The sequence below is a fragment of the Rhodococcus spelaei genome, from assembly GCF_006704125.1.
GTDB classification, from domain to species: domain Bacteria; phylum Actinomycetota; class Actinomycetes; order Mycobacteriales; family Mycobacteriaceae; genus Rhodococcus_G; species Rhodococcus_G spelaei.
In genome coordinates, this window is record NZ_VIGH01000011.1 from 64,989 (window position 1) to 90,855 (window position 25,867).

General features: G+C 70.2%; 24 protein-coding genes. 15 read left to right on the top strand and 9 right to left on the bottom strand.

Annotation, left to right across the window (positions count from 1 at the left end; translation table 11 throughout):
- Positions 1–51: 51 nt before the first annotated feature.
- The 5 genes from FK531_RS20985 (at position 52) to FK531_RS21005 (ending at position 4,744) form a co-directional block, all read left to right on the top strand.
- Positions 52–645, top strand: coding sequence for a PadR family transcriptional regulator (locus FK531_RS20985; protein ID WP_354003520.1), 594 nt, complete (start codon positions 52–54; stop codon positions 643–645).
- Between the two features lie 74 nt (positions 646–719).
- Positions 720–2,129, top strand: a complete 1,410-nt coding sequence (locus FK531_RS20990) for an MFS transporter (RefSeq protein ID WP_246098308.1) — start codon at positions 720–722, stop codon at positions 2,127–2,129.
- Between the two features lie 35 nt (positions 2,130–2,164).
- Positions 2,165–2,962, top strand: coding sequence for an enoyl-CoA hydratase/isomerase family protein (locus FK531_RS20995; RefSeq protein ID WP_142102942.1), 798 nt, complete (start codon positions 2,165–2,167; stop codon positions 2,960–2,962).
- A 51-nt stretch (positions 2,963–3,013) separates the two neighbouring features.
- Positions 3,014–3,775 carry a crotonase/enoyl-CoA hydratase family protein gene (locus tag FK531_RS21000; RefSeq protein ID WP_142102944.1) on the top strand — a complete coding sequence of 254 codons (762 nt, stop codon included), beginning with the start codon at positions 3,014–3,016 and terminating at the stop codon, positions 3,773–3,775.
- A gap of 3 nt (positions 3,776–3,778) precedes the next feature.
- Positions 3,779–4,744, top strand: a complete 966-nt coding sequence (locus tag FK531_RS21005; protein ID WP_142102946.1) for an adenosine deaminase — start codon at positions 3,779–3,781, stop codon at positions 4,742–4,744.
- Positions 4,745–4,753: 9 nt separating this feature from the next.
- Here FK531_RS21005 and FK531_RS21010 read toward each other — a convergent pair whose 3' ends face one another.
- The gene (locus tag FK531_RS21010; protein ID WP_142102948.1) at positions 4,754–6,073 is read right to left on the bottom strand and encodes an amidase family protein; all 1,320 of its coding nucleotides are present in this window, start codon (positions 6,071–6,073) and stop codon (positions 4,754–4,756) included.
- Between the two features lie 58 nt (positions 6,074–6,131).
- Positions 6,132–7,445, bottom strand: coding sequence for a D-arabinono-1,4-lactone oxidase (locus FK531_RS21015; protein WP_142102950.1), 1,314 nt, complete (start codon positions 7,443–7,445; stop codon positions 6,132–6,134).
- A gap of 78 nt (positions 7,446–7,523) precedes the next feature.
- Here FK531_RS21015 and FK531_RS21020 point away from each other — a divergent pair, with 78 nt between their 5' ends.
- The 3 genes from FK531_RS21020 to FK531_RS21030 all read left to right on the top strand — a co-directional run bounded on the left by FK531_RS21020 (position 7,524) and on the right by FK531_RS21030 (position 10,942).
- Complete coding sequence (locus FK531_RS21020) at positions 7,524–8,180, top strand: TetR/AcrR family transcriptional regulator (protein ID WP_142102952.1); 657 nt, start codon at positions 7,524–7,526, stop codon at positions 8,178–8,180.
- Between the two features lie 40 nt (positions 8,181–8,220).
- Entirely contained in the window at positions 8,221–9,438 is a 1,218-nt protein-coding gene (locus FK531_RS21025; RefSeq protein WP_246098304.1) for an amino acid deaminase/aldolase, read from the top strand.
- A gap of 322 nt (positions 9,439–9,760) precedes the next feature.
- A complete protein-coding gene (locus FK531_RS21030; protein ID WP_142102954.1) occupies positions 9,761–10,942 on the top strand; it encodes a Cmx/CmrA family chloramphenicol efflux MFS transporter in 1,182 nt (393 codons plus the stop codon).
- A gap of 27 nt (positions 10,943–10,969) precedes the next feature.
- Here the strand turns inward: FK531_RS21030 and FK531_RS21035 are convergent, their stop codons facing one another.
- Positions 10,970–14,425 carry a TM0106 family RecB-like putative nuclease gene (locus tag FK531_RS21035; RefSeq protein ID WP_142102956.1) on the bottom strand — a complete coding sequence of 1,152 codons (3,456 nt, stop codon included), beginning with the start codon at positions 14,423–14,425 and terminating at the stop codon, positions 10,970–10,972.
- A 131-nt stretch (positions 14,426–14,556) separates the two neighbouring features.
- Here FK531_RS21035 and FK531_RS21040 point away from each other — a divergent pair, with 131 nt between their 5' ends.
- Positions 14,557–15,180: an alpha/beta hydrolase gene (locus tag FK531_RS21040; protein ID WP_246098305.1), complete on the top strand. Its 624-nt coding sequence runs from the start codon at positions 14,557–14,559 to the stop codon at positions 15,178–15,180.
- Positions 15,181–15,277: 97 nt separating this feature from the next.
- Here FK531_RS21040 and FK531_RS21045 read toward each other — a convergent pair whose 3' ends face one another.
- Entirely contained in the window at positions 15,278–15,736 is a 459-nt protein-coding gene (locus tag FK531_RS21045; RefSeq protein WP_142102958.1) for a uracil-DNA glycosylase family protein, read from the bottom strand.
- Positions 15,737–15,994: 258 nt separating this feature from the next.
- Between FK531_RS21045 and FK531_RS21050 the strand changes: the two genes are divergently transcribed.
- On the top strand, positions 15,995–16,618 hold the full coding sequence (locus FK531_RS21050) for an alpha/beta hydrolase (RefSeq protein ID WP_142102959.1): 624 nt from the start codon (positions 15,995–15,997) through the stop codon (positions 16,616–16,618).
- Positions 16,615–17,364 (top strand): maleylpyruvate isomerase N-terminal domain-containing protein, encoded by a 750-nt coding sequence (locus FK531_RS21055; protein WP_142102961.1) that lies wholly within the window; start codon positions 16,615–16,617, stop codon positions 17,362–17,364. Before FK531_RS21050 ends, FK531_RS21055 begins: the two co-directional genes overlap by 4 nt.
- Here the strand turns inward: FK531_RS21055 and FK531_RS21060 are convergent, their stop codons facing one another.
- Complete coding sequence (locus tag FK531_RS21060; protein ID WP_142102963.1) at positions 17,365–18,915, bottom strand: molybdopterin-dependent oxidoreductase; 1,551 nt, start codon at positions 18,913–18,915, stop codon at positions 17,365–17,367.
- A 125-nt stretch (positions 18,916–19,040) separates the two neighbouring features.
- On the opposite strand from FK531_RS21060, the gene FK531_RS21065 reads away from it, so the two are divergent.
- From FK531_RS21065 to FK531_RS21080, 4 genes are read left to right on the top strand one after another with little or no spacing between them, the layout of a single operon-like run.
- On the top strand, positions 19,041–19,406 hold the full coding sequence (locus FK531_RS21065) for a hypothetical protein (protein ID WP_142102965.1): 366 nt from the start codon (positions 19,041–19,043) through the stop codon (positions 19,404–19,406).
- Positions 19,403–19,978 carry a DUF3558 domain-containing protein gene (locus FK531_RS21070; RefSeq protein ID WP_142102967.1) on the top strand — a complete coding sequence of 192 codons (576 nt, stop codon included), beginning with the start codon at positions 19,403–19,405 and terminating at the stop codon, positions 19,976–19,978. Before FK531_RS21065 ends, FK531_RS21070 begins: the two co-directional genes overlap by 4 nt.
- Before the next feature lie 3 nt (positions 19,979–19,981).
- Positions 19,982–21,298 carry a hypothetical protein gene (locus tag FK531_RS21075; RefSeq protein ID WP_142102969.1) on the top strand — a complete coding sequence of 439 codons (1,317 nt, stop codon included), beginning with the start codon at positions 19,982–19,984 and terminating at the stop codon, positions 21,296–21,298.
- Positions 21,295–22,026 carry an ESX secretion-associated protein EspG gene (locus tag FK531_RS21080; protein WP_142102971.1) on the top strand — a complete coding sequence of 244 codons (732 nt, stop codon included), beginning with the start codon at positions 21,295–21,297 and terminating at the stop codon, positions 22,024–22,026. Before FK531_RS21075 ends, FK531_RS21080 begins: the two co-directional genes overlap by 4 nt.
- A 176-nt stretch (positions 22,027–22,202) precedes the next feature.
- Here FK531_RS21080 and FK531_RS21085 read toward each other — a convergent pair whose 3' ends face one another.
- The 4 genes from FK531_RS21085 to FK531_RS22915 all read right to left on the bottom strand — a co-directional run bounded on the left by FK531_RS21085 (position 22,203) and on the right by FK531_RS22915 (position 25,821).
- Positions 22,203–23,990 (bottom strand): AMP-dependent synthetase/ligase, encoded by a 1,788-nt coding sequence (locus FK531_RS21085; protein ID WP_142102973.1) that lies wholly within the window; start codon positions 23,988–23,990, stop codon positions 22,203–22,205.
- A 182-nt stretch (positions 23,991–24,172) separates the two neighbouring features.
- On the bottom strand, positions 24,173–24,799 hold the full coding sequence (locus FK531_RS21090; protein WP_142102975.1) for a phosphoribosyltransferase: 627 nt from the start codon (positions 24,797–24,799) through the stop codon (positions 24,173–24,175).
- A 49-nt stretch (positions 24,800–24,848) separates the two neighbouring features.
- Positions 24,849–25,646 (bottom strand): carbon-nitrogen hydrolase family protein, encoded by a 798-nt coding sequence (locus FK531_RS21095; RefSeq protein WP_142102977.1) that lies wholly within the window; start codon positions 25,644–25,646, stop codon positions 24,849–24,851.
- Between the two features lie 40 nt (positions 25,647–25,686).
- On the bottom strand, positions 25,687–25,821 hold the full coding sequence (locus FK531_RS22915; RefSeq protein ID WP_290367643.1) for an alpha/beta fold hydrolase: 135 nt from the start codon (positions 25,819–25,821) through the stop codon (positions 25,687–25,689).
- Between the last annotated feature and the right edge of the window lie 46 nt (positions 25,822–25,867).

The following is a 25,867-nucleotide window of genomic DNA, read 5'->3' on the forward strand; positions in this document are numbered from 1 at the left end:
TCTGGACTAATTGGCTCGGGCTATATCGGGGGTGAGTGCATGGCGGCTCGGTTGACCCCCCTTGCAATCACGGTGCTGGCACTGCTCAACGAGCGCGACATGCACCCGTACGAGATGTACCAACTGCACGTCCAGCGTCGCGACGAACGGCTCGTCAAGATCCGGCCGGGTTCGCTCTACCACACCGTGGAGCGGCTGGAACGCCAGGAACTCGTCGCGGTCGTCGGTACGGAGCGAGCGGGCAACCGCCCGGAGCGCACCACCTACCGCGCGACCGCAGCCGGGCGCGCGGCGCTGACCGAGTGGATCGGGTCCGCCCTCTCCACCCCGATTCGCGAGTACCCGGCGTTTCCGCTGGCGCTCGCCGAGGCGCACAACCTCCACCCGGACACCGTGTGCACGTCACTGGCCGAGCGGATCGACCTGGTGCAGAAGGACATCGACGACCTCGACGCGTTGCGTGAGGCCGCCGAGGCCCGAGAGAGCCCGCGAGTGTTCTGGTTCGGTTTCGAGTACCTGCGAGCGCTCGCGGTCACCGAGGCCGAATGGCTGCGCGGGCTGATCGACGAGATCGAGAGCGGGGCGCTGCCCTGGCACGCACCCGCGCTGAGCAAAGAGCACCACCCCGAAACGGCGAAGGGCTGAACGTGACCGAGACAAACCAGAACGCCGACATCAAACAATGGCCAGCGCTGTGGGCGCTGTGTCTGGGGTTCTTCATGATCCTCGTCGACTCCACCATCGTCGCGGTGGCGAACCCGGCGATCATGGAGTCGCTGCACACCGACATCAACAGCGTCGTCTGGGTGACCAGTGCGTATCTGCTCGCCTACGCGGTGCCGCTGCTGGTCACCGGCCGGCTCGGTGACCGGTTCGGCCCCAAGAAGCTGTACCTGATCGGCCTGACGCTGTTCACCCTGGCCTCGCTGTGGTGCGGCCTGTCGGGCAACGTCGAGATGCTCATCGTCGCGCGGGTGTTCCAGGGCTTCGGTGCGGCGTTGATGACCCCGCAGACGATGGCCGTGATCACCCGAATCTTCCCGCCGGACAAGCGCGGAACCGCGATGGGCCTGTGGGGTGCGGTCGCCGGTGTCGCCACCCTGGTCGGCCCGCTGGCGGGTGGCGTCCTCGTCGACGGGCTCGGCTGGCAGTGGATCTTCATCGTCAACGTCCCGGTCGGCGTGATCGCCTTCCTCGCCGCGATGCGGTACGTCCCGACGCTCGAGACGCATTCGCACCGCTTCGACATCCCCGGCGTCGTCCTCAGCGCGCTCGGCATGTTCTTCCTCGTGTTCGGACTGCAGGAAGGCAACACCTACAACTGGTCGGCGCGGGTGTGGCTGTTCATCGCGGCCGGCGTGGTGATGCTGATCGTCTTCGTCTGGTACCAGTCGTGGAACAAGAACGAGCCCCTGCTGCCGCTGGGGTTGTTCAAGGACCGCAACTTCTCGCTGGCCAACATCGCGATCACCTCGATGGGCTTCGCGATCACCGCGATGGTGCTGCCGCTGATGTTCTACGCACAGGCGGTCCGCGGGCTCTCGCCGACTGGCTCGGCGTTGCTGATGGTGCCGATGGCCGTGCTCACCGGCGTGCTCGCGCCGAATGTCGGCAAGCTGGTGGACCGGGTGCACCCCCGCTACATCGCGGCGCCCGGCTTCCTGATGCTCTCGGTCTCGCTCGGCTGGCTCGCGCTGGTGATGAAGCCGGACGTCGCGATCTGGGAGCTACTGCTGCCGATCGGTCTGATGGGCGTCGCGAACGCCTTCATCTGGTCGCCGCTGGCGGCGACCGCCACCCGCAACCTGCCGATGAACGCGGCGGGCGCGGGATCCGGCGTGTACAACACCACCCGCCAGGTCGGCGCGGTCCTCGGTAGCGCAGGCGTCGGTGCCCTGATCACCTCGCGGCTGGCCGCCAACGGCGTCCCCTCCGGCGGTGGACCCGACGAGGGCGGTGCGCTGCCCAGCTTCATCGTCGACGGATTCAGCACCTCCATGGCCCAGGCCGTGCTGCTGCCCGCGGGCGTCCTGCTGGTCGGTTTCGTTGCCTCGCTGTGCTTCTCGCGGCCGGTGCGGGCCGGTGAGCCGTCCCGGGCCGACGCGACGCCGGAGTCGGTCGAGGCCTGAGGCTCGCACGGGTTCGGTTGTGGCAGGCTGACGCCATGACCGAACCCGGGAGGCCGACCAGGCTCGAACGCAGCACCACCGAGGCGGGCGCGCAGATTGCCGTCCTCACCTTCGCGCACGGACCGCTGAACCTGTTCGACCAGGCCATGTTCGACGCGATCGCCGCCGACGTGGACGCCCTCACGGCCGACCCGCCGCGCGCGGTGCTGCTGCGCGCCGAGGGCAAGGTGGTCTCGGGTGGGGTGGACGTCCACGTGTTCGACGGGCTGTCCGTCGACCAGGGCGCGGAACTCTGGCGCACCCTGTTCGCGGAATTTGTCCACCAGATCGAGGCGCTGCCCTGCCCGGTCGTGTACGCCGCGCACGGGCTGACCTTGACCGCCGCCTTCGAGATCGCGCTGGCCTGCGACATCATCCTCGCCGCGCCGAAGGCGAAGTTCGGGCTGGTCGAGACGGTGGTCGGGCTGACCCCGTCGATGGGTGGGCCGCAGCGCCTCGCCGAGCGGGCCGGGTCCGGCCGGGCCCGTGAGCTCGTCATGACCGGTGACCTCTACGACGCCACCACGATGGCCGACTGGGGCGTCGTCAACGCCGTCCACGCGGACGTCGACACCGCCGCCCGCGCGCTCACACAGCGACTGGCCGACGGTCCCACCCGCGCACACCACGCCACCAAGCGGATCATCGAGGCCTGGCGCTCCGGCGGTGTCGCGCACGCGGATTCGATCACTCCCGAGGTGTCGGGCGCCCTGTTCGGGACCGACGACCTCCGTGGCGCGGTGCGCAGCTTCCTCGAGGTCGGACCGGGGAAGGCCACCTACACGGGCCACTGACGGCGCAGGAGTGGAGTCTGCGGAACGACCCGGAGGTTTAGGGTAGGCGTCATGTCTGACGAAGTGCTGCTCGAACGACGTGGCCGCATCCTGGTCATCACCATCAACCGCCCCGACGCGCGCAATGCGATCAACTCCGCGGTCAGCCACGCGCTCGCCGCCGCGGTCGACGAACTCGACGCCGACGCGGACCTGTCGCTGGCCGTCCTGACCGGCGCCGGCGGCAACTTCTGCGCGGGCATGGATCTCAAGGCCTTCGTGGCGGGCGAGAACGTGGTGGTGCCGGGCAAGGGGCTCGGCTTCACCGAGGCGCCGCCGCGCAAGCCGATCATCTCCGCCGTCGAGGGCTACGCGCTGGCCGGCGGCACCGAACTGGTGCTCGCCACCGACCTGGTGGTCGCCGCGTCCGATGCCAAGTTCGGCATCCCGGAGGTCAAACGCGGACTGATCGCCGCCGGCGGCGGGCTGCTCCGACTGCCCAAGCGGATCCCGTACCAGAAGGCGCTCGAGCTCGCGCTGACCGGCGACGCCTTCACCGCCGAGGAGGCGCACGGCTACGGCTTCGTCAACCGGCTGACCGAGCCGGGCAAGGCACTCGACGGCGCCCTCGAACTCGCGGAGCGGATCACCGCCAACGGACCGCTCGCGGTCGCCGCCACCAAGGAGGTCATCGTCAGGTCCGCGGGCTGGTCCGACGAGGAGGCCTTCACCAGACAGCTCGAGCTGATGGGCCCGGTGTTCGCCTCCGAGGACGCGCAGGAGGGCTCGCGGGCCTTCGCGGAGAAGCGCGCCCCGGTCTGGAAGGGTCGTTAGTCCATGTCGACCCCGCTGGCCGAGCTGCACATGCACATCGAGGGCTCCCTCGAACCCGAGCTGATCTTCGAACTCGCGCAACGCAACAAGGTGGACCTGCCGTACCGCGACCTCGACGACCTGCGCTCGCGCTACGAGTTCACCGACCTGCAGTCGTTCCTGGACCTGTACTTCGCGAACATGACGGTGCTGCGGACCGCGCAGGACTTCGCGGACCTGGCCCGCGCGTACCTCGCCCGGGCCGCCGCGGGCGGGGTCCGGCACGCCGAGATTTTCTTCAACCCCCAGGCACACACCGCTCGCGGGGTGCCGCTGCCCGCGGTGCTCGAGGGACTCGCGGACGCCGTCGGGTCGAGTGAAGCCGAGTTCGGAGTGTCCAGCGACCTGATCGCCGCGGTACTGCGGGACCGCCCGGTTCCCGAGGCGGAGGCGATGCTCGACGAGGTGCTGCGCCTGGATGTCCCGGTGCTCGGGTTGGGACTGGACTCCGCGGAGGTGGGCTACCCGCCGTCGTTGTTCGTGGACGTGTTCGACCGGGCCCGCTCCAACGGATTGCGGACGGTGGCGCACGCGGGGGAGGAGGGTCCGCCGGACTACATCCGGCAGGCCCTCGACCTGCTGCGGGTCGAGCGCATCGACCACGGGGTGCGCTGCCTCGAGGACGAAGCGCTGGTCGCCCGACTGGTCGAGGAGCAGGTGCCGTTGACGGTGTGCCCGCTGTCCAACGTCCGGCTGCGGGTGGTCGACACCCTCGCCGAGCATCCGTTGCGCCGCATGCTCGAGGCGGGACTGCTGGTGACCGTCAACTCGGACGACCCTGCGTACTTCGGCGGCTATGTCGACGACAACTTCGCGCGCCTGCAGGCCGAGCTCGGTCTGACCGACGCGGAGCGGGAGACGCTGGCGCGCAACTCGATCCGCGCGTCGTTCGCGAGCGCCGAGCGCAAGGCCGAACTGCTCGGCGGGTAGTCGGCCGGGTCAGCGTACGAACCCGCTGCCCTGCACCCGGCGGGCGAGGGCGAGCAGGTCGAGGTCGCGCCCGGCGGGGCCGACCAGACACAGTCCGACCGGAACCTTGTCTGCCGACTTCAGTGGCACCGTGGCGGCCGGCAGCCCGGCGATCGTCGCGATCGAGAGCAGCATTCCGGTACTGCGCATGGTGTTCGCGTAGGTCTCGCCGCTGATGTCGCCGCCCGACCTCTCGGGGGCAGGCGAGGCGGTGGTCGGCAGCACCAGCACGGTGTCGCCGAGGTAGCCGCGGATCGCAGCGGTCGCGATGTCGAGCTGGGTGAGCGCCCGCCGGTACGCCTCCTCCGAGGTGCGGCTCGCGGTGGCGAGGTTCTCCCTTGCCTCGCCGCCGAGGGCGGACATTGCGCCGGACACGAAGGGGCTGTGCTGTTTCCACGCCTCGAACGCGACGACGGTGGAGACGGCGTCGTACCAGTCCGGCATCGCCGCGATGTCGAAGTCGCGGTCGGTCAGCGGCGGCAGGTCGGACTTGCGCCACGCGGTCAAGGCGGTGGTGGTGGCGGCGAGCACCGCGCCGGTCGCGATCGCGTTGATGCCGGGGGCGGTGACGGCGCGCGCCAGTTGCCGTGTCGGCGCCCGGGCGACCGAGGCGGTCACCGCCTTCTCGAGCGCGGCGACGTCCGCGGCGAGCCAGCCGACGGTGTCGAGCGTCGGGCTCAACGGCAGCAGTCCCGCGGTGGGGACGGCGCCCCTGGTCGCGACGAAGCCGAACAGTCCCTGGTAGGCGGCGGGAATCCGGACCGATCCGCCGGTGTCGGCGCCCAGTCCGATCGATGCCTCACCGCCGGCGACCGCGCTCGCGGCCCCGGACGTCGAACCGCCGGGGATCCGCTGTGCGGCAGCGTTGTTCGGCGGCGTCCCGTAGTGGTCGTTGACCCCGGAGTGGCCGTACCCGAGGTCGTCGGTCTGCGCGAGCCCGGCGACGGACGCGCCGGCGCCGAGCAGTCGGGCCACCGCCTCGGCGTTGTTCGGCTCCGTTGCGGCCTCGGCCAGCCACTGTGGATTGCCCGCCCCGATTTTCTGGCCCGCGACCGCGAACAGATCGGTCACGGCCACCGTCGTGCCGTCCAGGGCGCCGGAACCCGTCGCGGGAACCAGTGGCTCGCCCTGCACGCGCCACGTCGCCCGGCGCACGGGGGAGGCGGTCGCGGTGGTCCCGCCGCCTGGCAGTGGCGGGACGCCGGGGTCGGACACGTCGCCACACCCAGCGAGCAGGGCGGCGCCCGCCGCGCCTACCGCGAGGAAGCCTCGACGACTCAGATCGACCATCACGCCAGGCTAGGTGGCGCGGCGTGGACGATGCCGGTGACTCGCCGCACGCGCCGGCCTATCCCAGCACCTGGCGCAGGTAATCGTTGTCGAACACCCGCTGCGGGTCGTACTTGTCCCGGACCGCACAGAACTCGTCGAAATGTGTGTACGTGGGCCGCAGGTCCGCGGCGGTGCGCGAGTGCATCTTGCCCCAGTGCGGCCGGCCGTCGACCGCACGCGCGATGGCCTCGACCGCGTCGAAGTACTGGCGGTGGTCGCGCCGGTGGTACTGGTGCACGGCGACGTACGCGGTGTCGCGACCGTTCGCCGTCGACAGCCACACGTCATCGGCGGCGGCGAAACGGACCTCGACGGGGAAGGCGACCCGGACTTCCGAACGTGTGAACCAGGATTCGAGCTCGCGCAGCACGTCAGGCAGGGTCTCGGCGGGGACCGCGTACTCCATCTCGCGGAACTTCACCCGGCGCGACGATGCGAACACCCGGTAGCTGCGGTCGGTGAAGTCGCGGGCCGAGAGCACCCGCGAGGAGAAGTTGTTGATCTGCGGAATGGCACCGGGGAAGCGGGTCGCGACGCGGTTGATGCCCTCGAACATGGTGTTGGAGAGCAGTTCGTCGTCGACGTAGCCGCGGACCTTGCCGACCGGCTCGACCGGGGTGTCGGCAGGCAGTCGGGTGTTGCGCTTGGTCAGCACGCGGTCGGTGTGCGGGAACCAGTAGAACTCGAAGTGGTCTACGCCGTGGGCGTTCTCCTCGATCGCCGCCATGGTCTCGCCGAGCAGCGCTGGGGCCTCGGCTGCCCGCAGGTTGTAGGCGGACTCGCAGTGCAGGGTGAGCTTGGAGATGACGCCGATCGCGCCGAGTCCGAGGCGGGCTGCATTGAAGAGTTCGGGGTTCTCGTCGGCGGAGCAGTTCGTCACGGTGCCGTCGGCGAGGACCACCTCGAGCGCGCGCAGCTGAGTCGCCAGCCCGCCGAACTTCGCGCCGGTGCCGTGCGTGCCGGTGGAGATCGCGCCGGCGAGCGACTGGGCGTCGATGTCGCCGAGGTTGGTCATCGCGAGACCCAGATCCCACAGCTTGGGATTGAGTTCGTGCAGTCGGGTACCCGCGAAGACGGTGACGAGCGCGCCGGACGGCTCGCGCGGAACCACGGATTCGATGCCCGTCAGGTTGTCGAGGCTGATCATCACCCCGTCGGTGGCGGCGGCCGGCGTGAACGAATGTCCGGCGCCGACGCACTTGACGTGCAGGCCATCCGCGGCGGCACGGGCGATCTCGGCACTGAGCTCGGCAACGGTCGCGGGCGTAGCGAAGCGACGGGGGCTGGCGCTGGCGCTGCGCGCCCAGTTGTGCCAGGTCTTCGAATCCATGCGCCCACTATTCACATGGACGACCGTCCAGGTCAACACCTGTGCGCAAGTCCGGCTCCGGCGTTCTAGGATCGTCGAATGCTGAATCGGCTTCCGGCGGACGAACGTCGCGCGCAACTCGTGGAGTCGGCGATGGGTATCGCGGAACGGGGCGGCATCAGCTCCGTCACCATCCGTGCCGTCGCCGAGGATGCGGGGGTCTCCCTCGGGGTGGTCCATTACTGCTTCGACAGTAAGGAGGCACTGGTCGCCGCGATGGGCGAGGCGATCGTGCTCCAGCTCAGCGCCGCGCTCCGGTACGCATTCGGCTCGGCCCAGGGGGAAGGCGACCAGAGTGGACTTCGCGGCCTGCGGGAGGTGCTGCACAGCGGCCTGTCCAACATGTGGCCGATCATCGAGGCCACCCCGGACCGCCAGCTGCTGACCTACGAGATCACCGCGTACGGACTGCGTCAGCAGGCTGCGGGGGCGGAGCTGGCCGGCGCCATCGCAGCGAAGCAGTATCACACGATGGACGACGAAGCCACGGCGTTCCTCGCGGAGACCGCGCGCTACACGGGAACCACCTGGACCGAGCCGGTGGCGGACATCGCCCGTTTCTGCCTCGCCGTCATCGACGGCATCGTGCTGCGCTGGCTCGTCGATCGCAACGGCGAAGCGGTGATCGCGCAGCTCGACGACGCGGTGCAGATGATCGCGATGAAGGCGGTCGAGGCGAAGCCCGTCGCCTCCTGATCATGGACAGTCGTCCAGTCCGGTGGTTGACTCGTCTTCCGTGACCGCCACCTCGCAGCGACTGGATGCCGTGCCCAGCGACTCAACGACCCACGAGCGTCTCGACGCGGCGACGCGCCCGCTCGACCCGCCGCTGGCCGCGGTCGACCTGCCCTCGCTGCGTGCGAACATCGCCGACCTCGCCCGCCGTGCGGGTGGTACCCCGATTCGCGTCGCCAGCAAGTCGGTGCGCAGTCGCGCAGTGCTCGAGGAAGCGCTCGGTGCCGGACTGACCGCCCACGGCGGATTCCGCGGCATCATGTCGTTCTCGCTGCGCGAGGCGATCTGGCTGGTCCGAGCCGGCGCCCGCGACGTGTTGATGGGTTACCCGACCACCGACCGTGGCGCCCTCGCCGAGTTGGCCGCCGACCCGCTGCTGCTCGAGTCGATCACCCTGATGATCGACAGTCCCGACCATCTGGACGTGGTGCACTCCGCGGCGGGCAGTTCGGCGGTGCCCGCCCGCGTCTGCCTCGACGTCGACGCCTCGCTTCGGATCGGTCCCGTCCACCTCGGTGTGCGGCGCTCTCCGCTGCGCACCCCCGAGGCCGCCGCCGCGGTCGCCCGCGCTGCGAAGCGCCGCGGCTTCGCGGTTGTCGGCGTCATGTTCTACGAGGCGCAGATCGCCGGCCTGCCCGACAGCAGCGCCGCGATCCGGCTCGTCAAACGAGCCTCCGCGGCCGAATTGTCCACGCGCCGTGGACTGGTGGTCGACGCGGTGACCGCGGTCGCGGGCACACTCGAGATCGTCAACAGCGGGGGCACCGGGTCGCTGGAGGTCAGCTCGGCCGACAGTGCCGTCACCGAGGTCACCGCGGGCTCAGGGCTGTTCGTGCCGACCCTCTTCGACAAGTACCGTGCGTTCACACCGCGTCCGGCGATGTTCTTCGCGCTGCCGGCCGTGCGCAGGCCGACCCCGAAGATCGCGACCCTGTTCTCCGGCGGCTACATCGCATCCGGACCCACGGGTGCCTCCCGGGTGCCGACCCCGGTCTGGCCCGCGGGTCTGAAGTTGCTGCGCAACGAGGGTGCGGGCGAGGTGCAGACGCCGGTCGCCGGACTGGCGGCGGGCGCGCTGCGGATCGGCGACCGCGTCTGGTTCCGACACGCGAAGGCGGGCGAGCTGTGCGAGCGGTTCACCGAACTGCACCTCGTCGACGCCGACGGCACCCGCACCACCGTGCCCACCTATCGCGGTGAAGGGCAGTGCTTCGGCTGAGTGACGTCGCCCGGGTACGGCACCCCCACTGCTGGGAGATCCCGCAACCGGCTGGCTGTTGCGGGGCGGGAAACGACGACGCGTGGTTGCGTCACTGTTGGTGCAGTTCATCGCCAATGGTGTCGTTGAGCTACTGTGGCGACTATGTCGAGCCCTGAGTCAGACCGGATGGGGGCTTTCGGTCACGCCGTCAGCCCCCTGAATCCCTGAGTTCTCAGTTCGCATCCCAGCAGCCTGGCTGCGCGGGCAATTGTGTGTACCTTCCGGGCGCTGGCCGCGGTGACGAGACGTTCCTTGTTCGTTCTCTCACTTCGGAGTTTCGATGTTCCTCCCTCTCTACATGCTCGCCGTGGCGGTCTTCGCCATGGGTACCTCTGAGTTCATGCTTGCCGGCCTGGTGCCGGACATTGCCGATAGTCTTGATGTGTCGATCGGGGCAGCCGGCCTGCTCACCTCGGCATTCGCGGTCGGCATGATCGCCGGGGCGCCTCTGATGGCGGCGCTGGCACGCCGATGGCCCGCCCGGACAACTCTGCTGCTCTTCGTGCTGGCCTTCGCACTGACGCACGTCGTGGGCGCCCTCACGACAAGTTTCGCGGTGCTGCTGGTCACCCGGGTGATCGCCGCACTGGCCAACGCAGGATTCCTTGCCGTCGCATTGAGTACCGCGGCCACCCTCGTCGCAGCCGATCAGAAGGGACGCGCGCTGGCAGTCCTGCTCTCAGGCACGACGATGGCAACCATCGCCGGAGCTCCAGGCGGCGCGTTGCTCGGCACACTGCTCGGCTATCGGGCAACCTTTTGGGCGATCGCGCTACTCTGCGTTCCCGCTGCGTTCGGTATCGCCAAGGGCATCCCGGCTGACGCCGGAGCGACCACCGCGGGTGCTTCGGCGTCGCTGCCTCTTCGGAACGAGATCGCCCAACTAGCGAGGCCCGGACTGATCGGGGTCGTTCTGCTCAGCGCCCTGGTCAACGCCGCCACTTTCGCTACATTCACCTTCCTGGCGCCGATCGTGACCGATACCGCCGGCCTGGAAGAGCTCTGGGTTCCTGTTGTGCTGACGCTTTTCGGTGTTGGGTCTTTCGTCGGCGTCACTGTCGCGGGACGGTTCTCGGATCGGCGTCCCGCCATCACGATCGCGGTCTGCGGCCCGCTGCTGTTGCTTGGCTGGGTCGCATTGGCGACCCTGGCTGCGCACCCGGCGGCGCTTCTGTTCCTGGTGTTCACGCAGGGTGCACTGTCCTTTGCGCTGGGCAGCACCCTGATTGCGAGGGTGCTCTATGAGGCCGAGGGCGCCCCCACCATGGGTGGGTCGTACGCAACCGCTGCGCTCAACATCGGGGCGGCAGGCGGACCTGTTGTTGCCGCAGCGACTCTCGGTGCCGTTGCTGGTGACCTAGGTCCCGTGTGGGCCAGCAGCCTCCTGGTCGCGGTCGCGCTGGTGGCCGCCCTGCCGCTGCTGCGAGTCATCGCACCCAGTGCGGGCCCGGTGACCCGATGACCCACACCAACACCCCACTGAGTACAGCTAGCCGTGCATGCGCATGAAGGCGCCGAGTTCGGCCAGCCCGGCGGGTGTGCTGGGGAGGTAGTGCGTCAGCATCGGGGCGCGCACGATCACCGCCCGCCACTTCCCGCGGGAGACGGCGACATTCAGTCGGTTCCGGGACAGCAGGAAACCCATCCCGCGCGGCACGTCGTCGATCGAGGATGCCGTCATCGACATCAGTACCACCGCGGCCTCGCGCCCCTGGAACTTGTCGACCGTGCCGACGAGGACCTCGCCGAGGCCCGCGTCGGCGAGGGTCCGGCGCAGCAGGCCCACCTGTGCGTTGTACGGCGCCACGACCAGGATGTCCGGCTGCCCGAGCGGCCGGGTGCCGTCGAAGGCCTGCGGGTCGGTCCAGTCGCGGCCGAGTAGCGCCTGCACCTCGGCGAGGATCGCGCTCGCCTCCTGCGCGGATTCGGTGGAGTTGCCGTCGTGCTCGACGTACAACGCCGTGACGCCCGGTTCGACACCCGTCAGGGCGCGCGCCGTCGTGACGGACTCCTGGGACTTGAGCTGTCCGTCGTAGGAGAGCGTCGAGACCGCTTCGCACACCGCCGGATGCATTCGCCAGGTCCGGTCGAGGAAGTACCCGAGTTCGGCGGGCAACGCGCCGTGCCCTTCGGCGAGCCAGCCGAGCGCCGAGGTGTCCACAGGCTCCGGGTGGGTGCCCTGGCTGACCTGGGGTAGCTGCTGGGGATCGCCCAGCAGCAGCAGGTTTCGAGCCGAGATCCCGACCGCCACGGTGTTCGCGAGCGCGAACTGGCCGGCCTCGTCGACCACGAGCAGGTCCAGACTGGCCGCTGGTACCCGGTCGGTGTGTGCGAGATCCCATGCGGTGCCGCCGATCACGCAGCCCGACTGCTCGTGGTCGGCGAGGAATCCGGCGAGGCCGTCCGCCTCGATCTTCGTCCAGGCCGGGTGCTCGGCCAGACCCGAGCCGGGTTTCTTCGCGACCCGTTCGCCGGGGACCCCGGCCCGCACGATCCCGTCGAGCATGTTCTCGACCACCGAATGCGACTGGGCGACAACGCCGACCCGCCAGCCGTGCCGGACCACCAGATCCGCGACCACGGCGGCACCGGTGTGCGTCTTGCCGGTCCCGGGCGGTCCCTGCACCGCGAGGTACGAGTTGTCGAGGTCGAGCAGTGCGGCGGTGATCGCGGCGGCCCGGTTCTCCGGATCGGCGATCGGAAGCGGGCTGCCGGACCGGGTTCGGGGCGGCACCCGGCGCAGGATGTCGACGGCGGCGGTCGAGGGCATCGCGGGCAGGGTGGCAGCCATCTCGGCGGCCTGTGCTGCGATCGCAGCTTCGATCCGGTTGGTGCGGATCGGCGGGCCGGGTGCCACGGCCATCGGCAGGCACACGTGCTCCTCGGCGCCGCGGCGCAGCACCTCCTCGACGATCACCACGTCGCGCATCTCGCCCCCGGGTGCGACCTCCTCCGCGAGCTCGATCACCTTGGCGCCCACCGCACCTCGGGTCGCCGGATCCTCGGTGCCGACCCCGGCTCCCTTGTCGTACAGGATGTGGACGTCGCCCTCGCGAGGAGTGGACCCGGTGCCCCAACGGCCGCTGATCCGCAGTCGACGCCGCAGGTTCTGGCGCGCGGTCTTGCGGTGCCAGTCCTCGATCACCTCGACCCTCTCGGCCACCAGCACGTCGGCGGCATCAGCCCATTCGTCCTCGGGTTGCACGAGGCGGTCGAAGTGCGCCCACCAGAACGGCTTCCGCTCCCGCCGGTGGTAGCCGACCGCGGCAGCCATCAGGGCTGCGGCCTGCCGGTCGGCGGACCGATCCACGGGCAGCGTGTCGCCTACGTAGCCCCGCAACGCCAGCTCGGCCGGGTCGGGGTCCTCGGTGACCGACACCAGCACCGGCTGGACCGGGTGCGGGCTCACCCCGCGCTCGCCGGCGAGGCCCAGCAGCCAGTCCCGCAGCCGATGCGTGGACACACAGTCGTACTCGTTGTAGTCGGCGATGCCGTCCAGCAACTCCTGCGCCTGTTCGACCTTGCCCGCGTCGCGCAGCCCGCAGTAGTCCGCGTACGCGACGATCGACGCCGCGGCGTCGGTGACGTCGCCGCCGCGTAATTGCTCGCCCATGTACAGCGGTTCGAGCTTCTTGATCGAGTACGACCGGGCCCCGACCCGGATGGCCGCGCGGACGACCGGGTAGAGGTCGACGAGTACGCTCTCGCGCAGCAGCGTGTCGACCGCGTCCTCGCCGACCCCGTATCGGCCGGCCAAGCGGAGCAGCGCGGTCTTCTCGTAGGCCGCGTAGTGGTAGACGTGCATGCCGGGGAACAACTTCCGGCGCTCGGCGACGTAGTCGAGGAAGTCGATCAGGGCCCGGCGCTCCTGCGCGCGGTCGTGCGCCCAGAACGGCCGGAACTCTCCGGTGTCCGCCTCGACGACGCCGAAGAGGTACTCGAGGCCCCAGTCGGAGGAGCCGTCCTCCGCCCACAAGGGATCGCCCTCGAAGTCGAAGAAGATGTCGCCCGCGTCGGGCGTGGGGATCGCGGCGAGCGCCCCGGCGTCGTCGATCACCTCGAATACCGGTGTGCCGCCGCGCTCCTGCCGGACCTGGGCCGCGGCCTGGGCCCGCAGCCCCGCGAAGGTGGCCTTGCTCATCCCGTCGACCGGTGCCTGCGAGTCGGCGAGGGCATCCAGGTCCGCGATCCCGCCGCGGATCAGCTTCTCCCGCTGCGAAGTTCGCATCCCGGCGACCAGCAGCAGGTCGCGGGTGCGCTCGACCTCCGGGCCGCAGTGCCCGCACCGGCCGCAGGCTCGGTAGCGGGGATCGCCCCACTGCGCGGGGATCGCCTCGTCCCGGTGTTCGTCGAGTACCCGCAGCAACTCGGTGCGGCGCTGGCGGTACACCGGCGCGATGTCCTCGAGCGGGTACGAGACCTCGCTGTGGTCGCCGAGGATCAGATGCGCAAGCGGTGCGGCCGCGATCCCGTCGGCGGTCAAGGCGTCGGCGTAGGCGGCCAGTTGCAGCAGTGCAGTGACCTTGGCGTGGCGGGAGAGCTTGGTGTCGTACACCGAGTAGCGGCCGTCCTCGCGGACCAGGAAGTCGCAGAAGCCGAGGAACCGGCCGTCGAAGAAGGTGCCCTGGAAGATGGCGTCGGCTCCGGACCGGGCGGCGGCCACGGTCGCGCGGTTCGCCCGGGTGAGTTCCTCCCAGTCGTGCCGCGGCCGCTCGATCTGCACGACACCGTCACCGAACCGATCCCGGAAACGCTGCAGGTGCAGGCGCTCGTGGTCGTCGCCGAGCGCGGACGTCCGGTCGAGCATCGGGTCCGGCTCGTCGTCCCCTGCCGACTCGACCAGGCCGAGCTTCGCGTCGAGCCTGCGCAGCAGCGCGTACTCGCACTCCGCGGCCTGGGACAGATCGCTGGCGCTGTAGATCAGTACGTCGTCGAGGAGGAACACGCAGCGACTATGACAGACGCCCCCGACAGTTACGGTGACTGGTGACACGGACGGGACAAGAGGAGAGCACGACGTGGTGAACGACGTGGCGACGTGAGCCTCGAGGGACGCAGCCGGAAGTCGGTCGGCCGGTGACGGGGTTCTTCGCCGGCGCATCCGGGCAGGTGCACTACCGGCACTGGTCGTGTCCCGATCCCGTTGCGGGACTGGTGTTCCTGCACGGCATGGGGCAGCACGCCGGGCACTATCACCGGTTCGCTCGGGCTCTCGGCGCCGGGGGCATCGAGATGTGGGCGCTCGACCACGTCGGGCACGGACTCAGCGAGGGCGGGCCCGGGGATCCAGGGCCCGTCGCCGATCTTGCCGCCAACGCCCTGCAGCTCGCCGCCATCGCCGAAAGCGAGCGTCCCGGCCTGCCACTGGCGATCATGGGCCACTCGCTGGGTGCGGCCACGACGATCGCGGCCCTCGCGATGCAACCGGATCGCTTCGCCGCCGTCGTCCTGTGCGGGCTGCCGCGTGCCGCTGCCGCGAATCCCGGTGCTGTCGAAGGCGTTCGGGCGCCGATCCTCGTCGTCCACGGCGTCGACGACCGCCTCGCCCCGATCGACGGTGCCCGGTCCTGGACGGCCGGGGTGCCGGCCGCCGACCTCCGTGAGTACGAGGACGCGGGGCACGATCTGCTGCACGAACCGGTGCACCGCCGGGTCACGTCCGACGTCGCGGCCTTCATCCTCGGCAGCGTGCGGCCATGACACCCGACGGCCGGCGGGTCGACGAGTGGGCGCGGCCGATGCCGGACGCGGCGCGGATCTGACGGAAGGCGCCTGGGCGCGCTTCTTGTGGTGGGGACTACCGGAAACGCGCAGCGGAGCTGCCGCCACAACCCCAGGACAGCCCGGCCGCATCCTGCGCCGACGACAGTGCGTCGGCGAGCATCGAGTCGGTCGGCGCATCGTCGCGAAGGTCGGTGCACCCGAGCACAGTGATCGTGCGGTCCCCGGTACTCGTCACGGATGCACCGGGTGCGAAACGGGGTCCGTCGACGGACAGAACGGCCAGTGTCGAGTTCCACGCATCGGCGCCGAACGCGAGGACCGCCCGCACCCACGGCCGCAGCTGGTCCCACTCCTCGGCCGGATCGGCGACGACACAGGCGCCGAACAGCTTCAGACCCGTGATGTCTCCGCCGACGGGGGCCGTCGCGATCCCAGCCAGGTGCAGCGCGCGCAGCAGTCGCGGCTCGGCGGTCCGCGAGGGATCGACCAGCAGCAGCTTGGGGAACATGTCGCCGTACGCGGGCACAGTCATCGGCATGACCACCATTGAACCCGACCCCGTGCTGTGGGGCGCCGCCCGTTCCGCACAGCGGGTGATGGGTCGCCGACGATCGTCGCGATCAACCCGGAGCGGACCGAACTGACGGCCGCGGTGACCCATTCCCGGCGGGCCACCGCGGCGCACGCGCTGCCGGTGCCGGCGGCGGCTACGCCATGCGCCTGACAGGTTCCGATCGGCGAATGATCGATTTCGGTCGGCTCGACCTGGACATTGGTCCATACTCTGCCGGTGCCGTTCTTCGAAGGGGCCTCCGGACAGGTCCACTACCGTCACTGGCCGTGCTCCGACCCCGTGGTCGGCATGGTGTTCCTGCACGGACTGGGCCAGCACAGCGGCCACTATCACCGGTTCGCGCGGATGCTCGCCGAGCGACGTGTCGAGCTGTGGGCGCTCGACCATGTGGGGCACGGACTCAGCGAGGGTGAGCTCGGCGAGTACGGACCGCTCGGTGACCTCGGCGAGAACGCGCTCCGCCTTGCTGACATCGCGGCCGCGGACAGTCCCGGACTCGACCTGGTGGTGATGGGCCACTCGCTCGGCGCGGCGGCGACCGTTGCCGCGCTGACCGCGGACCCGAACAGGTTCGTGGCAGCCGTGCTGTGCGGGATCCCGCGCCAGACTGCGGACGACCCGGGTGCGCTCGACGAGGTGCGGGTGCCGATTCTCGCGGTGCACGGCGTCGACGACAGGCGGGCTCCGGTGGACGGCGCGCGCGAGTTCGTTGACCGTGTCTCCGGCGCGCAGCTGCACGAGTATCCCGACGCCGGACACGATTTGCTGCACGAACCGGTCCAGCGGAGGGTCGTCGACGACGTCGCCGAGTTCGTCGTTCGTACTAGCGTTGCGGGATGACTCCGGACCAGCACCTGGACCTGTTGCGGACAGAGGGGCTGCGGCTCGCCGCGATGCCCGCGGATGCTCTCGGCGCACCGGTGCCGACCGTGCCCGGCTGGACGCTCGAGCGGGTGGTCCGGCACACCGGCAAGGTTCACCGGTGGGTGCGCGCCACCCTGGCAGCGGGCCCTGACGCACAGCTCGACGGGGCCGCCGGGCTCGAGTCCCTGCCGCACGGTCGCGACTGCCTACCTGCATACCGGGACGCACTGGACGCGTTGCTCGCCGAGTTGGTCGCCCACGACGTCGACCGCGCGGCGCCGACCTTCGCCGGGCCCGGCACGATTCGGTTCTGGATGCGTCGGCAGGCGCACGAGGTGGCCGTGCACCGGGTGGACGCTGCCGACGCCGTGCACGCGGCCGGTGGGGTCGCGCCGGAGCCGGTCGACCCCGCGGGTGCCGCCGACGGCGTCGACGAGTGGGCCAGGCTGATGCTCGCCCGCGCGCTGCCGTCGGTGCCCGAGGTATTGCACGGCAGGACCGTTCACCTCCACGGCACCGACACCCCGGACGCCGAGTGGTTGTTGCGGTGCACGCCGGAGGGTGTGCAGGTCGAGGCCGGGCACGCGAAGGGGGACGTCGCGGTGCGAGGCACCGCGGAGGAGTTGCTCCTGACGATGTGGCGCCGCAGGCCGTTGGCCGCCCTCGAGATGTTCGGTGACGTGTCGGTCGCGCAGCACCTCGTCGACGCCGCCCGAATCTGACTAGCCGACGCTGACCCGGACGCTGTCCCATCCGGTCGCCCCGTCCGGGACCGGGTCGGCGACCTCACCGGTTTGCACCGTCCCGCTACCGTCGACCGCGCGCACGCGCAGCGTGTGCTCGCCAGTGGGCGCCTCCCAGTCCCAGACCCATTGCCGCCAACAGTCGTTCGTGTACTCGCTGGACAACGCAGCCGACGACCAGCCGCCGTCGTCGACCTGCACTTGCACCTCCGAGATGCCGCGATGCTGGGCCCACGCGACACCCGCCACCGTCGTTCGTCCGGCAGGCACGCTCGCCCGGTCCCGGGGGACGTCGATGCGGGAGGCGGTCTTGATCGGACCGTGCGCCGACCAGCCGCGCCGGGTCCAGTAGGCCTCGGCGCGGTCGAATCGGGTCAGTTCGAGGTCGACCACCCATTTGGTCGCCGAGACGTAGCCGTAGAGGCCCGGGACCACCAGTCGCGCCGGATAGCCGTGTTCGAGCGGTAGCGGTTCGCCGTTCATCGCGACCGCGAGCATTGCGTCGCGGCCGTCGGTCAGCGCGGCGGTCGGGCTGCCCGCGGTGAATCCGTCCACGCTGGTGGACAGCAGCATGTCGGCGTCCGGGTGTACCCCGGCCTCGGTGAGCAGGTCCGCGAGTCGATAGCCGATCCACATCGCGTTCCCGGCCAGGTCTCCGCCGACCGGATTCGACACGCAGGTCAGGGTCACCATGCGCTCGATCGGCGCGCGGGCGGTCAGCGCGGCGTAGTCGAGGGTGACCTCGCGATCCACCATCCCGTGGATGCGCAGCCGCCAGTCGTCGGTGGTCAGCGAGGGCACCCGGAGCGCGGTGTCGACGCGGTAGAACGAGTGGTTCGGGGTCACCAGCGACGTGATCCCCGGGACCGGCAGGTCGGCGCCGGCGGGCAGTGGCGGAGCCGGCGAGGTCGGGGTCGGTACCCGGACCGCGGCGCGGTTCTCCGCGACGACGCGGCGACCTTCCGCGAGCATCCGGCCGACGACCCCGGCCACGGCTGCCACCGCGGCGGCAGTCAGCGCCAGGGCGAGGAAGCGGCGCCGGGGGATACCGGCGGCGGCGCCGGCCTCGATCGGGTCCAGTGCGCTGGTGAGGCGACGCAGGGTGAACACCCCCGCGGCGACGCCGACGACAGTGGGCAGCGCCCACGTCCAGTCGGAGCCGGGCCGGGTGAGCGCGGCAGCCGCCCCGACGATCCCGAGCGCGACCAGCAGAACGCTGCCGGCGGGCCTGCTTCGGCTCTCGACGATCCCCGCGGCCGCGGCGACCAGTGCGATCACCACGGCGATACCCGCGAACAGTGCGGTCTTGTCCGAGGTGGAGAAGGTCGAGATCGCCCACTCCCGGATGCCCTGCGGAGTGACGTCCACGACCGCCGAGCCGACCGCGTAGAACGGTGAGGACTCCGCGGCGATCGGCACCGACACCAGTTCCCCGACCGCGAGTACGACGGCGGCCGCGAGCAGTCCGGCCAGCGCGCGGGCGGCCGGGTGGCGCCCGGTGCCGGGAGGTGCTTCGATGCTGGAGCCCATGCGTGCCCGCCCGATGCCGAGGGTCCGGCGGGCGGCCGGACCGGTGGAACCAGTGTGGCCGCGGTCGCGTCCAATGGGTAGCACGCGCTGTGTGCGCGTCGGGTCGTACTCGGGGAGGAGCGCGCATGGATGAGCCGAGCGGGGCGGATGTCGCGGCGATGTACGAGGCCGCGGTTGCCGGTGAGCTGTGGTTGGACGACGGGGTCGGGCAGGCGTGCGCGGCACACTGCCAGGAGCTGATCGACGAGCTGGATGTCCGGGCGGAGGCGATGAGTGCGCTTGGCACGAAGGGCGGGTTCGGGGACTTTCTGTCGGCGCAGCAACTCGAATCCGGGTTTGCCAGGAAAGCTGTGGAGGCGCGCGAGCAACTGGTCGGGTACCGGGTCGTGGCAGAGCGGATGCGGGAAATGTTCCTGGCCGCGGACAGGTCCTACGCCGCCGCCTCGGACGCACATACGCAGCAGCTGAGGAATGCAGGAGCGGTGGAATGAGGCGGCCGGTCTGGGCGGCAGTGGCGGCAGTGGGGGTAGTCAGCGGCTGTGCGACGAGCGTGCCTGGGGACGCGGTGTCATCAGGTCCCGACGGCGTCTCGGTCAGTACAGTTCCGTCGAAACTTGTGGCACCGACGCAGATCAACGACACCGGCCGCCCGGATGTCACGTTCGATCCGTGTCTGGATCTGGGCGATGACACGATTCGTGGGTTGGGGGTCGATCCGACAACCCGTAAGCGGGACGACTCCGTCTTTTCGACTTACGCGTTTCTGTCCTGCACGTTCCAGTCGGATCTGAATATCGTGCGGATCTCGTCCTCGAACATCACGCTGCAGGAGTACCGCGACCGGTTCGGCGCGGTCGCCGAGCCGATCAATGTGAATGGGCGGGAAGCGATCATGCTGCGTGATGAAGTGGAAACGTGCGACATCGTCATGCACACACGCGAGGGCGTGGTCTGGACCAAGAGTTCGCTCCGCTCCGAGGCCCGCAAGCGTGGCATGGACAAGTGCGACGGACTGCTCGAACTCTCCCAGAAGGTCGAACCACTCATCCCCGAGGAGAACTGAACCGTGAGCGACGACATCGGCGCGCTGTACCCGGGCATCGGCCAGAGTGGTGACGTCCGGGTCCAGCAGGAGAATCGGCAGCGAATCCAGGACACGCAGTCCGCCCGCGAGAGCGGCGTCGGGGAGGGCGCCGATCCTTCGTACATCACCTCGATGGAGTTCTTCGACTCGATGACCCACGAGGAGATGTACGCGAAGGCCAACACGATCAGGCCTGCCGACATCGGACAGCTCGCGGCAAGTTGGGGCAACGAAACGAACGCGGTCAGCATGGCGTTCGCCAAGTTCAACGCCTCGCTCGGCAACGCCATCGGCGGCGGTTGGCGCGGCGCCGCGGCGGACAACGCGACCGCAGGGGTCGGCACCTTCCTGTCCTCGGCGAGCAATGTCGGCCAGGTGATGAACGCCGTCCACCTGCGGCTGCGCGCGGTCGAGTTCGGCTCTGCCGAGGTGGTGTCCCGGATGCCACCTCCGGTGCCGGCCGTCCCGGGGGTGGACCTGTTCGTGCCCGGCGCGGGCAAGGCAGCCGAGGCGGCCCGCGAGGAGGCCAGGCTCGAGGCCGTGCGGGTGATGAACGGCGCCTACGTTCCGACGTATCAAACTGCGGGAGAAGGGGTCCCTGCCTTCGCTGCGGCGCACGACCCGACCAGCGGCGGCCTCGGTGACGGCGACGCGGGCAGGGGCACGGACTCCGGCGGCGGTGGGGAAACCGACTCGGGACGCGAGCGCGGACTTGCCGCCGACCCCGCACTCGACGGCGACACGAGCGATGCGACACGCACCGAGTCCGCGGCCGCAGAGACGGGGCCGTCGGGTGCCGACCGATCGCGTCCGGTCGTCCAGAACGACACGGGCACCGGTGCCGGACCGGGATCGGGCGCGGGTACGTCGGCCACGGGAACGGGCAGCGGCGCCGGCCCCGCCGGGCTCGGCACCGCACCGGCCGGAATCGGGGGAACCGGCAGTGCCGCAACGGGATCGGGCTCCCGGAGCGGCGCAGACCGTAGTGCGAGCTCGGGGGCGCGTGGCCTCGGCGGGACCGCCGGTACAGGCTCGGACGCAGGCGCAGGTACGGAGGGACAGCGACCCGTGGTCGGTGGACCCCCAGTGACGCCCGGGACGAGTCCGGTTGCCGGCACCGGGGCCCGGGGAGCCGGACCGGGGGCCGCGGGTATGGGCGGGATGGGCCACGCAGGCACCCGCGCGGCGGGGGAGGACGACGAGGAACATCGCACACCCGGCTACCTGGTCAACGTCGACAACGGCAACGAGCTGATCGGCGACCTGCCGAGGGTCGCGCCGCCCGTGCTGGGGGCGTGAGCGCGGTGCGGTGGACGTTGACCCCGGACGAGTTCGACCATGCCTGGCGCGAGACCGGGCTCGACCGGTACCCGTACCCGCTGCGGGTGCGCCCCACCGCTCGGACCGTCGACGAGCGCGTCGCGCAGGTGCGCGCGCTGTCGGACTGGTACGCGTGCTACCGGGACGACGAGCTCGCCGCGGCACTGGCTGTTCTCGCGAAACCGGCTGTCCGGGTGGAGGTCTTCGGCATCGAGGGTCGCCACGCCGCGCAGATTCGGGTGCTCGGATGCGCGAGCGGCCGCACCGCCGTCGTGGTGGCGCAGCGTCCGGGACCCAGTTCGGACGTGGGCGGCGACCTGGCGATGTGCCTGGCCGGGGTGGACACGTTCGCACATCGGATCGTCGACATGTTCCCCGCGTCTGAGGCCGGGACTCGGGAGGCGGTGGCGGCCCCGCTCGCCGAGGTGCGGGGCGAGAGCCGGTCTGCGCTGATGGTGCCGGTGCGTTCGGCGACCGCGATCGCCCGTGCCCGGAGCCTGTTGGCATTGCCCCGCACGGGAACCGGTGAGGTCACCGTCTGCGCCGGACTCGACCGTCCCGAGTCGTCGTCGCGGAGTTTCGGCTGGATCGACGTCGAGGGCGACGGCAGGTATCTCGTGCGGACCGAGTCCGCGGTCGAGATTCGTCCGCTGTCGGTCGCCGACTTCGCGTCGGAACTGCGCGCGGAGCTGGCCGAGCCCGCCTGACTAGATCTGGACCACCAGGTCACTCGAGCCGAGCACGATCGCGACCTGGTTCGCCGAACGTGACGGTCGGGTCGTACACCGACATCGGGTCTCCTTCTCGCACTGCGAAAATGAATGGGGGCGTTCCCCCGACCAGGTCGGGAGAACGCCCCCATTCACTCACATCGGTGGCCCGCTCAGGAGTAGATCGCCTCGATCGCGGTGCCGAACGACTCGTGGATGACGTTGCGCTTGAGCTTGAGCGTCGGGGTCAGCTCGCCGGTCTCCACGGTGAAGTCCACGTCCAGGATCCGGTACTTCTTGATCTGCTCCGGGTTCGAGACCTTCTTGTTGCCGTCGGCGACCGCGGCGTCGATCTCGGCGACCAGGTCCGGGTGCTTGACCACCTCGGACACCGGCACGTCGGCCGCGACCCCGTTGCGCTCCTTCCAGCCGGGCAGCGCTTCCGGGTCGATGGTGATCAGGGCGCCGATGAACGGCTTCGCGTCGCCGACCACCAGGCACTGGCTGATCAGGGCGTGCGCGCGCAGGGCGTCCTCGAGCACCGCGGGGGCGACGTTCTTGCCGCCGGCGGTGACGATGATTTCCTTCTTGCGGCCGGTGATCGAGACGAAGCCCTCGGAGTCGATGGAGCCGAGGTCGCCGGTGTGGAACCAGCCGTCGCGGATCGAGTCCGCGGTCGCCGCGTCGTTGTGCCAGTAGCCGGAGAACACGACCGGGCCCTTGACCAGCAGCTCGCCGTCGTCTGCGATCTTGGCGGCATGGCCGTTGATCGGCTTGCCGACGGTCCCGACCTTCTGCGCGTCGGTGGTGTTGACGGTAATCGCGGCGCTGGTCTCGGTGAGCCCGTAGCCCTCGTACACCGGCACGCCGATGCCGCGGAAGAAGTGGCCGAGGCGGGCGCCGAGCGCGGCCCCGCCGGACACCGCGCGGTCGCACTCGCCGCCGAGCGCGGCGCGCAGCTTGCCGTACACGAGCTTGTCGAAGAGGGCGTGCTTGAGTTTGAGTCCCAGGCCCGGACCGCCGGCCTCCAGGGCCTCGCTGTACGCGATCGCGGTCTCGGTGGCCTTGCCGAAGATCTTGCCCTTGCCGCCGTCCTCGGCCTTCTGCTTGGCCGAGTTGTAGACCTTCTCGAACACGCGGGGGACCGACAGGATGAAGTTCGGCTTGAACACCGCGAACTGATCGACCAGCGTACTGATGTCCGACGTGTGCCCGACGGTGACCTTGTTGTCGAAGGCGCCGAAGGAGATCGCGCGGGCGAACACGTGCGCCAGCGGCAGGAACATCAGGGTGCTGCGGCCCTCGTGCATCGCGTCGGCCAGGGCGATCTTGACGGCCTGTGACTCCGCGTTGAAGTTGGAGTGGGTCAGCTGGACGCCCTTCGGGCGACCGGTGGTACCGGACGTGTAGATGAGGGTGGCCGGCGACGCTGCGCCCACCTGGCCGCGACGCTCGTGCAGCTGCTCGTCGGTGATCGCGGCGCCGCGGGCGGTGAGTTCGTCGAGCGCGCCGGCCTCGATCTGCAGCATCTCCCGCAGGGCGGGGGCGGCCTCGGCGACGTCCTTGACGGTCGCGGCGTGCTTGGCGGTCTCGACCACCAGTACGGAGGTGGCGGAGTCCTCGAGGATCCACTTCGCCTGGTCCGCGGACGAGGTTTCGTAGATCGCCACGGTGCAGCCGCCGGCGGTCCAGATGGCGTAGTCGAGCACGACCCACTCGAACCGGGTGGCGGAGAGGATCGCGACGCGGTCGCCGAGTTCGATGCCGGAGGCCATCAGGCCCTTCGCGACGGCCTTGACCTGGTTTGCGAACTCGGCAGCGGTCACGTTGACCCACGAGCCGTCGACCAGCTTCTTGAACGGCACGTGCTGCGGGCATTCCTTCTCGAAGCGGAATACCGTGTCGGCCATCGAGACGTCTTCCGGGATGGAAAACGATGCCGGAACTTCGAACTCTCGCACTTGGATCCCTCCAGGAACTGCTGACATTACGAGTGTGCATTGGATCACATCCGACGCCCGGATGCACTCCCTCTGGATGTCCGCAATGACCGAATTGCTGCAGGCGCGGCCGAATTGTCTGTAACTCCGAGTCTCGTGAACTGCGTGTTCGCTGTCGCCGCAGGGGCGGGATGAGGCGAACGTCACGTTTCGAGCAGCGTCGTCACCTCCTGGTCGGAGAGCTGGTGGAAGTCGCGGTACGCCCCGCCGACACCCCCGAGCCAGTGCGGGACCAGGGGGCAGACCACCTCGTCAGCCTCGTCCCGTACCCGCTCGACCGCCTCCTCCGAGGACACCGGGACCGCCACCACCACCTTCGCCGCGCCCGATGCCCGCGCCACCCGGCACGCGACCGCGGCGGTCGCACCGGTGGCCATCCCGTCGTCGACGATCACGACCACCCGACCGGTCACCGGGGTCCGGGGGCGCTCGCCGCGCAGCAGTCGCACCCGCCGGTTCAGTTCCCGGTGTTCCTTCGACTCCACGGCCGCCAGCGCGAGGGGAGTGATGCCCGCCTGGGCGATCACGTCGTCGTTGAGGACCCGCACGTTGTCCTCGCCGAGCGCACCCATCGCCAACTCCTGCTGCCACGGGACGCCGAGTTTGCGGACGACGATCACGTCGAGGTCGCCACCGAGCGCGGCCGCGACCTCCGCCGCGACCGGGACCCCGCCGCGCGGAAGCCCGAGCACCAGGGGTTTCGTGTCGCGCAGGTGCTCGAGCGACGTGGCCAGCGCGCGACCGGCGATGGCGCGAGTGGCGTACAGCATCCTGATTCGAACCTACGCCGAATCGAGTGCTCTGAGCCCGCTGCGCGGGCTACCGCTCGGTGACGGTGAACCGCCGCAGCGCCAGTGCCGGGTTCTTCTCTCGGACCTCCGCGATCCGCTCGGCGCCGGCAGTCGCGCGGGCCGTGCCGACCTGGTCGCCGAGCGAGGCGAGCACGACGCCCATCGGGTCGACGATCATCGAGTTGCCGGACCCGGTGCGGGCACTCTGGTCCGCGGCCGCGATGTAGACGGTGTTCTCGATGGCCCGCGCCCGCACCAGGGTGGTCCAGTGGTCCTCCTTGAGCGGTCCGGGCACCCACTGCGCGGGCAGCGCCAGCACGTCCGCGCCGGCGTCGACGATTCGCCGCGTGACTTCCGGGAAGCGCAGGTCGTAACAGGTCTGCATGCCGAACGTCAGCCCGTCGACGGCGAACGTGGCGGGGGCCTCGATGGCGCCGGGCCGGATCACGTCGGACTCCTTGTAGCCGAACGCGTCGTAGAGGTGCAGCTTGCGGTAGACGGCGGCGATCGCCGCGTCGGGTGACGCCGCGACCAGGGTGTTCGAGACCCGATCGTCGTCGGCCAGCGCCTCGTTGACGCCCGCGACCAGGTGCACGCCGAACTCGGCCGCGATCTCGAGCAGTCCGGAGACGAACGGGCCGTCGAGCGGCTCGGCGGACTCGACGAGCCGTTCGTCGATGCGCGGCGCGGCGAACATCGCGTACTCCGGCGCGACGACCACCCGCGCGCCCCTGGCGGCGGCCTCGCCGACCAGGTTGCGCAGTGTCAGGTGGTTCTCCCGCTTGTCCTGACCGGCGGAAAACTGGGCTACGGCGATCTCGACCATGACGCCGAGTATTCCGCAGCAGCCCCACCGAGGGCGACCGTCACTTCGCGAGCACGAAGTCGCGGACCAGCGTGACGAATTCGTCGGGCCGCTCGAAGAACGCGACGTGGCCGCCGTCGATCTCGGCATACACGCTGTCCGGGACGGCGGCATGCAGTGCGCGACTGTTCTCCACCGGCACCGTCGCGTCCAGGGTGTGGCCGACCCGCGGGCCGCGGTCG

Coding starts and splice junctions, on each gene's coding strand:
- FK531_RS20990 (WP_246098308.1), top strand. CDS start 720: ATGATCCTCGTCGACTCCACCATCGTCGCGGTGGCGAACCCGGCGATC.
- FK531_RS20995 (WP_142102942.1), top strand. CDS start 2,165: ATGACCGAACCCGGGAGGCCGACCAGGCTCGAACGCAGCACCACCGAG.
- FK531_RS21000 (WP_142102944.1), top strand. CDS start 3,014: ATGTCTGACGAAGTGCTGCTCGAACGACGTGGCCGCATCCTGGTCATC.
- FK531_RS21005 (WP_142102946.1), top strand. CDS start 3,779: ATGTCGACCCCGCTGGCCGAGCTGCACATGCACATCGAGGGCTCCCTC.
- FK531_RS21010 (WP_142102948.1), bottom strand. CDS start 6,073: ATGGTCGATCTGAGTCGTCGAGGCTTCCTCGCGGTAGGCGCGGCGGGC.
- FK531_RS21015 (WP_142102950.1), bottom strand. CDS start 7,445: ATGGATTCGAAGACCTGGCACAACTGGGCGCGCAGCGCCAGCGCCAGC.
- FK531_RS21020 (WP_142102952.1), top strand. CDS start 7,524: ATGCTGAATCGGCTTCCGGCGGACGAACGTCGCGCGCAACTCGTGGAG.
- FK531_RS21030 (WP_142102954.1), top strand. CDS start 9,761: ATGTTCCTCCCTCTCTACATGCTCGCCGTGGCGGTCTTCGCCATGGGT.
- FK531_RS21045 (WP_142102958.1), bottom strand. CDS start 15,736: ATGACTGTGCCCGCGTACGGCGACATGTTCCCCAAGCTGCTGCTGGTC.
- FK531_RS21055 (WP_142102961.1), top strand. CDS start 16,615: ATGACTCCGGACCAGCACCTGGACCTGTTGCGGACAGAGGGGCTGCGG.
- FK531_RS21060 (WP_142102963.1), bottom strand. CDS start 18,915: ATGGGCTCCAGCATCGAAGCACCTCCCGGCACCGGGCGCCACCCGGCC.
- FK531_RS21065 (WP_142102965.1), top strand. CDS start 19,041: ATGGATGAGCCGAGCGGGGCGGATGTCGCGGCGATGTACGAGGCCGCG.
- FK531_RS21070 (WP_142102967.1), top strand. CDS start 19,403: ATGAGGCGGCCGGTCTGGGCGGCAGTGGCGGCAGTGGGGGTAGTCAGC.
- FK531_RS21090 (WP_142102975.1), bottom strand. CDS start 24,799: ATGCTGTACGCCACTCGCGCCATCGCCGGTCGCGCGCTGGCCACGTCG.
- FK531_RS21095 (WP_142102977.1), bottom strand. CDS start 25,646: ATGGTCGAGATCGCCGTAGCCCAGTTTTCCGCCGGTCAGGACAAGCGG.